The sequence below is a fragment of the Acinetobacter sp. AKBS16 genome, from assembly GCF_002899995.1.
GTDB classification, from domain to species: Bacteria; Pseudomonadota; Gammaproteobacteria; order Pseudomonadales; family Moraxellaceae; genus Acinetobacter; species Acinetobacter baumannii.
Window position 1 is genome coordinate 10,505 of sequence record NZ_POYH01000067.1, and the last position, 6,869, is coordinate 17,373.

Annotated in this window: 9 protein-coding genes and 1 pseudogene; 8 read left to right on the plus strand and 2 right to left on the minus strand. The window is 38.3% G+C overall.

The window, feature by feature from the left end:
- The 5 genes and pseudogenes from C1642_RS19235 to ychF form a co-directional block, all read left to right on the plus strand.
- Positions 1–134 (plus strand): annotated as a pseudogene (locus C1642_RS19235) (methionine transporter); the annotation flags it as partial.
- A gap of 13 nt (positions 135–147) precedes the next feature.
- Positions 148–981: a MetQ/NlpA family ABC transporter substrate-binding protein gene (locus C1642_RS12090; RefSeq protein ID WP_103236381.1), complete on the plus strand. Its 834-nt coding sequence runs from the start codon at positions 148–150 to the stop codon at positions 979–981.
- A 5-nt stretch (positions 982–986) separates the two neighbouring features.
- Positions 987–2,063: a methionine ABC transporter ATP-binding protein gene (locus tag C1642_RS12095; protein ID WP_103236382.1), complete on the plus strand. Its 1,077-nt coding sequence runs from the start codon at positions 987–989 to the stop codon at positions 2,061–2,063.
- On the plus strand, positions 2,044–2,703 hold the full coding sequence (locus C1642_RS12100) for a methionine ABC transporter permease (protein ID WP_001153960.1): 660 nt from the start codon (positions 2,044–2,046) through the stop codon (positions 2,701–2,703). Before C1642_RS12095 ends, C1642_RS12100 begins: the two co-directional genes overlap by 20 nt.
- A 93-nt stretch (positions 2,704–2,796) precedes the next feature.
- Entirely contained in the window at positions 2,797–3,888 is a 1,092-nt protein-coding gene (ychF, locus tag C1642_RS12105; RefSeq protein ID WP_000506572.1) for a redox-regulated ATPase YchF, read from the plus strand.
- Between the two features lie 46 nt (positions 3,889–3,934).
- On the opposite strand, the gene C1642_RS12110 is transcribed toward ychF, so the two are convergent.
- Entirely contained in the window at positions 3,935–4,456 is a 522-nt protein-coding gene (locus C1642_RS12110; RefSeq protein WP_004747444.1) for a DUF962 domain-containing protein, read from the minus strand.
- A gap of 92 nt (positions 4,457–4,548) precedes the next feature.
- Here C1642_RS12110 and C1642_RS12115 point away from each other — a divergent pair, with 92 nt between their 5' ends.
- Together C1642_RS12115 and C1642_RS12120 are read left to right on the plus strand one after the other, a co-directional pair.
- Entirely contained in the window at positions 4,549–5,256 is a 708-nt protein-coding gene (locus C1642_RS12115) for a Crp/Fnr family transcriptional regulator (RefSeq protein ID WP_103236383.1), read from the plus strand.
- Between the two features lie 172 nt (positions 5,257–5,428).
- Positions 5,429–5,764: a hypothetical protein gene (locus C1642_RS12120; RefSeq protein ID WP_000736695.1), complete on the plus strand. Its 336-nt coding sequence runs from the start codon at positions 5,429–5,431 to the stop codon at positions 5,762–5,764.
- Positions 5,765–5,836: 72 nt separating this feature from the next.
- Here the strand turns inward: C1642_RS12120 and C1642_RS12125 are convergent, their stop codons facing one another.
- On the minus strand, positions 5,837–6,307 hold the full coding sequence (locus C1642_RS12125; RefSeq protein ID WP_000477056.1) for a hypothetical protein: 471 nt from the start codon (positions 6,305–6,307) through the stop codon (positions 5,837–5,839).
- Between the two features lie 119 nt (positions 6,308–6,426).
- On the opposite strand from C1642_RS12125, the gene C1642_RS12130 reads away from it, so the two are divergent.
- The coding region (locus tag C1642_RS12130) for an AzlC family ABC transporter permease (RefSeq protein ID WP_171304707.1) at positions 6,427–6,869 on the plus strand (443 nt) is incomplete at its 3' end.

Here is a 6,869-nt window from a genome sequence, read left to right on the forward strand (position 1 = left end):
TAGTGCGTGATGACTATGAGGATAAGGGCGACAAATTAAAGAAATTTGTTGAGATCTATCAAAACTCGCCAAAAGTTAAAGCTGTGTTAGACGCTGAAATTGGGCCAAAACTTTGGTTCCCTGGCTGGAAGTAATAACGGAAAGATTATGGCGATTCAGTTCAAACAGCATAAGCCTTGGTTACTCGGAATTACGATTTTAATCGTAGTTCTGGGCCTTGTCGGTTATCGTTATATTAAAAATAAACAAGCCGATGATGTTTTAACGATTGGCATTAGCCCGCCTTATGCTGAGCTATTACAAAGCGTTGCCAATGAAGTAGAAAAGCAAGGCGTTCATGTCAAACTCGTTGAATTTTCTGACTGGCGAGCACCCAATGTTGCCGTACAAAACGGCGATATTGATGCAAACTTTTTCCAGCAAAGCGTATTTCTACGTAATGCTGTTAAAGAAACGGGTTATGACTTACATGCATTTGGTGTGGGTTCAGGAAGTCATGTGGGTTTATATTCAAAAAAATATAAATCACTTGAAGAGTTGCCTTCAAAAGCGCGTGTAGCTATTCCAAACGATCCGGTCAATTTAGCCCGTGCTTTAATTTTATTGCACCTTGCAGGTTTAATTCAGCTTAAAGATATAAATAATGAACTTTCAACAACCCAAGACATTATAGCTAATCCTAAACAGCTGAGCTTTGTTGAAGTTGAAGGACCACAGACAGCACATGCCTATAACGATGTCGATTTAATTTTCGGCTTCCCGCACTACTTAAAAATGGCAAAGGTAACCGACCCACATAGCGCATTATTTTTAGATCCAATCGATAAAAAATATGCAATTTTGTTTGTGACTCGTCGCGATTACCAAGATAAAAACCAAAAACTTGCAACCTTTGTTAAAGCATTCCAGAACTCAAAACAAGCACAAGATATTCTGGATAAAGACTTTGGTAAAGGTATGTGGTTTCAAGGCTGGAAATAAGGAGAATGACGATGGTGAGTTTTGGATCACAAGTTGATTTTTCTCTACCCCACATCAAAATTCGTGGTTTAAATAAGTTTTACCAATCTCAAGGTCAAAACCTGCATGCTTTAAAGGAGATTAACCTTGATATTCCTCAAGGTAAGATTTTAGGCATTATTGGTAAAAGTGGTGCAGGAAAATCTTCCTTACTTCGTACATTAAATGGTTTAGAACAAGTAAATACTGGCAGCATTCATATTCATCAACAAAACATTGCTGAATTGAGCCATTCCGAGCTTATTCAAACCCGTCAACGGATTGGAATGATTTTTCAACATTTCAATTTAATGTCTGCAAAAACAGTTTGGGAAAACGTGGCATTGCCCTTAAAAGTTTCCAATTACAACAAAGCAGATATCGACCAACGCGTAAATGAAGTTCTGGCTCTCGTAGGTCTTGCAGATAAATCTAACTATTATCCATCACAACTTTCTGGCGGACAAAAGCAACGTGTTGGTATTGCGCGCGCACTTGTTCACCACCCAGAAATTTTACTGTGTGACGAGGCAACCTCGGCACTTGATCCTGAAAGTACTGCTACTATTTTGGCTTTACTTAAAAAGATTAATCAGGAACTTGGTCTCACCATTGTATTAATCACTCATGAAATGCAAGTGATTCGAGAAATTTGTGATCAAGTCGTGGTGATTGACCAAGGTGAGATTGTAGAGGCTGGGCAAGTTTGGTCGGTATTTTCACGACCAGAGCAACAAATTACTCAAGAATTATTAAACCTTGAGCAAATTACCCTGCCTTTTAAAATCAGCCGTCTACCCGATGAAGATTCGACTCATATTATTGTAAAACTGAAATATGAGGCTGAAGCACATCAGGTTCCAGATATCCAAGAACTACTTGCCAGATTCAAAGCACCCGTCAATTTATACCAAAGTCAGGTCGATACCATTCAAGGGCACATTATTGGCTCACTTTTAGTCGGTATTCCCAATGTAGAAATTGATCTTTCATCTATACAACAAGATGCATTAACAGCAATTGCACAATTTGAGGTACTTGGCTATGCAAGACCAGCTCATTGATTTATTAATTACTGGAACTGTAGACACCTTACTCATGGTAGGTGCATCTGCATTTATTGCCTTTTTAATTGGCTTACCTATCGCTGTTATTTTAGTCAGCACTTCTGAACATGGCATTCATCCGTCGCAAAAGATTAATCAAGCTTTGGGTTGGGTCATCAACATTACTCGTTCTGTACCCTTTCTAATTTTAATGGTTGCACTTATTCCGCTTACTCGCTGGATTGTGGGTACAAGTTATGGCGTATGGGCAGCGGTTGTTCCCTTAACGATTGCGGCCATTCCGTTTTTTGCCCGTATTGCAGAAGTCAGCTTACGTGAAGTCGATCAAGGCTTAATTGAAGCTGCACAAGCCATGGGTTGTAACCGCAAACAAATTATCTGGCACGTACTTTTACCAGAGGCTTTGCCAGGTATTGTGGCAGGCTTTACAGTGACTATTGTGACAATGATTAATTCATCTGCGATTGCTGGTGCTATTGGTGCAGGTGGCTTAGGAGACATTGCTTATCGATATGGTTATCAACGTTTTGATATGCAAATTATGTTGGCTGTTATTTTAGTATTGATTGTTTTAGTCATGTTAGTACAAGCGACTGGTGATGCATTAGCCCAGCAACTCGATAAACGTAAAGTTTAAACACAACAGAACCCTGCTCTAGCCATGACTTTGTCATGGCTTTCATGTAAAATCAGCCACAATTTTTAATTTACACATTTGTGAGTGGTTTTCATGGGTTTTAATTGCGGTATTGTTGGTCTGCCAAATGTAGGGAAATCTACCCTTTTCAATGCATTAACTAAAGCAGCGATTGCAGCGGAAAACTTCCCGTTCTGTACCATTGAGCCAAACACAGGTATTGTTCCTGTTCCAGATCCACGTTTAGATAAACTTGCTGCAATTGTTAACCCTCAGCGTGTTTTGCCGACCACTATGGAATTTGTAGACATTGCAGGTCTTGTTGCTGGTGCATCAAAAGGCGAAGGTTTGGGTAACCAGTTCCTTGCTAATATTCGTGAAACTGATGCAATTGCACACGTTGTACGTTGTTTCGAAGACGAAAACGTCATCCATGTAAATGGTAAAATTGATCCATTAGATGACATTGCAACTATCAATACTGAACTTGCACTTGCAGATCTTGAAACTGTTGCTAAAGCAATTTTACGTTTAACAAAAGTTGCTAAAGGCGGTGACAAAGAAGCTGTAGCAACTAAAGCAGTTTTAGAAAAAATCCAACCGTTACTTGACGAAGGTAAACCAGCTCGCGCAGCTGATTTGTCTGATGACGAACGCAAATTAATCCGTGGTTTTGGTTTAATGACTTTGAAACCAACCATGTACATTGCAAACGTTGCAGAAGACGGTTTTGAAAACAACCCACATTTAGAAGCTGTTAAAAAACTTGCTGCTGAAGAAAATGCGATTGTTGTGCCGCTTTGCAACCAAATCGAAGCTGAAATTTCATTATTAGAAGATGAAGATCGTGCTGAATTCCTAGAAGCAATGGGCATGGAAGAACCGGGCTTAAACGTAGTTATTCGTGCAGGCTATAAACTTTTAGGTTTACAAACTTATTTCACTGCTGGTGTACAAGAAGTTCGTGCATGGACAGTAAAAGTTGGTGCAACGGCTCCTCAAGCAGCTGGTGTTATTCATACTGATTTCGAAAAAGGCTTTATCCGTGCTGAAGTTGTTGCATATGATGACTTCGTACAATACAACGGTGAAAACGGCGCTAAAGAAGCAGGTAAATGGCGTTTAGAAGGTAAAACTTACGTTGTTCAAGATGGCGATGTAATGCACTTCCGTTTTAACGTTTAAGTTAAAGCTTAAAAAAAAGCCCCACTAGATTGGGGCTTTTTTATATTTAATGGCTTAAATCCATCATCTCTCGTTTACTGCGCGCCTCGTGTAAAATTCGCTCATGCAAAGGCTTTCTAAAGCCTAACATAAATATAAATTCTGCCAATACAAATAGTGGTCCTATCGCGAGTCCAATCACATCATCAACAAAAGCAGGTTTTTTCTTTTCAAAATAATGCCCCACAAACTGAAAAGCCCATCCCACCACAAAGAAACCAATACTTGCAGCCAACCATTGTCCTAAAGAAAGCTCGGCAATTTGGCTTGCCAGTGGATACAGGGCCACCAATATCATGAGCATGAGTAAACCAAAAACTTTATCTAGAAATAAATAATAGATTGTACTGAATGCAATCAGTACCATAGCTAAAGTAACTTTAAAATTACCAATATCGATTCCTGCCCTCGCTGTTAAACATAAAATTGAAAACACGATGAGTGGAATGCCTATAAAATGCGTCAAAATATTTTGATGATTTAAATGATAAGCCGCATATTGGCTCAGTTTCTGCTCCAGATTTGACATGAGTTATTCCCTATTCACTTAACTATAGTCATACTGTACAAATAAGGAAAATTTAAAGTTGTCAGCTAATTGACAAAGTAATGAATTTTTTCATGGATGACCGAATATTGGACCTAATTTATATTACCCGATTAAAAGAAAACACATGGTTTAGTGTGCTTCCGGAAGCATTCCAAAAGTTTATTTTAGAACATGGCAAGCAAATCACCTTTGAGAAAAATAGCTACGTTTTCCACGCTCAAGATGAGTTTGATGGTATTTATACCGTCCTTGAAGGCTCAATTAGCTTAGGTTATGTCGATGTAAATGGTAATGAAGCACTTTCTGCAATTGCTGAGCCGATTATGTGGTTCGGTGAAATATCTTTAATTGATCATGAGCCACGGTCACACGACGCGATTGCTTTGAAAAAAAGTATAGTTCTGCATATTCCCGCAAAACCATTAAATGAGCTACTAAAAGAATATCCATATTATTGGTATTATTTTGCACGTTTAACCAGCCAAAAACTCAGGTACGTTTTCTTAGAACAAATTGCGATACAAACACGCAGTATTTCTCAAAGGCTGGCACAACGTCTTCTGTTCATTCTAGAAGGATACGGTAACCATATTCTTATTCAAGATCATCAAATTCAGATTTCTCAAGAGCAATTAGCCAACATGTTGACTACATCTAGGCAGACGATCAACCATGAACTGAGCCAACTTGAAAAACAGAATATTATTAAAATTGCTTTTAGAAAAATTGAGATTTTAGATATTGAAAAATTAAAAGTAATTGCTCAATTTCATTCATAATTGTACGAAACGCCGCTATATAATAAAAACTTAAAATTAAATTAAAAAATTAGATAACACTGCAAATCAAAACATTGTTCAAACTCTATTTCCACAAAATAAATGTTTTAAAGCAGAATTTTTCACCTTACACTCAAGCTGAGCAATAATACTCAACAAGGCGCTGATTAACATGAAAAAATTATCAACAATTCTTACAGCAGGCGTATTGGCTATGTTAAGTGTTTCGGCATTTGCATGTCCAAAAGGAACTCAACTACAAGGCGGTACTGGACCAAATCACAAAGGTGGAAAATGTGTAGCGGTCCATGGAAAAGCTACAGCTCAAAAAGCAAAGAAAGAGGCAACTAAAACTAAACAGGAAGTTAAAAAAGACTTAACCATGCAAAAGCATGATGCAATGACCAGTGCGACTCATGCACAACATGAATCACATCAAATGACTCACCAAATGAAGCAAGATGCTGTAAAAACTGCCAACACAGCTAAAGCTGCAACAAAACCGTAATTATCATTCACCCATTATCGTTTAAAGCAAAAAAGCGAGATTGATCATCTCGCTTTTTTATATGTATAGGCTTTATTTAGGAGATGTGTTTCCTAAATTCGGATTTTCAATCGCTTCCTTACATTGCTGTTTATCACGCTCATAATCTGCCTGTTTTTGAGCAACCGAACTATTATTTTCAAGCGTTTCGCGCGCCCATACATCTAGACTCGTTAAAGCTTTACGGCAAAGCGCATATTTTCCTTCAGTGACCGAATCTGTCATTTTTACATTAATACGCCAGTCTGTACTGAGCTGACGTAGTGGTTTACGAACATTATCATTAATTTGACTGAGCTGTTTTTCATAGACTAAATGATCAACAGTATTGATTAATGTCCATGCCTTTTTTGCATAAACTGTCGCATCATTCGTTAATTTCGGCGCTGGTTTAATTTCTACTTTTTTATCTGAGCTCTGATTGCCATTATCACAACCTTGCAATATAAATACGCTCGCACTCAAGATGGCGATATAAACTAAACGAGTTTTTGATTTGAACATATCAAACTGCCGAATTAAACATTTCGGCACTATGCTATTAAATTCGGCTACAATACTCAATCTTTCAAGTTTTTATCATTGGTTTACTGCCAAGGTGTATTGTGTCAAATCAACAACAGATGGCTGCTCAAACAGCAACTTTTTGGCAAGGTGCCAAAGATAGTCAAGCCATCGTTCTCACCTACTTACCAGTTTCTTTTGCCTTTGGCGTTTCTGCATCTCAATTTGGTTTTAGCCCATGGGAAGCATTTTTTCTTTCTTGTTCCATGTATGCAGGTGCAAGCCAATTTTTAGTGGTCGCACTTTTAGCAAGTGGTTCTTCTATATGGTTAACCGCCTTAACAGTCATTGCACTTGATATACGACATGTACTTTATGGGCCTGCTCTTTATAATTTGATTCCCACTAAATTAAATTTAAAGAAGACAGCCGTTTGGGCTTGGGGTTTAACGGACGAAGTTTTTGCCAGCGGTATGATCCAACTTTCACAGCGCAGACAACAATGGTCCGAGTCTTGGATGTTGGGCTTAAGTCTATTTAGCTGGATGTCTTGGGCAAGTGG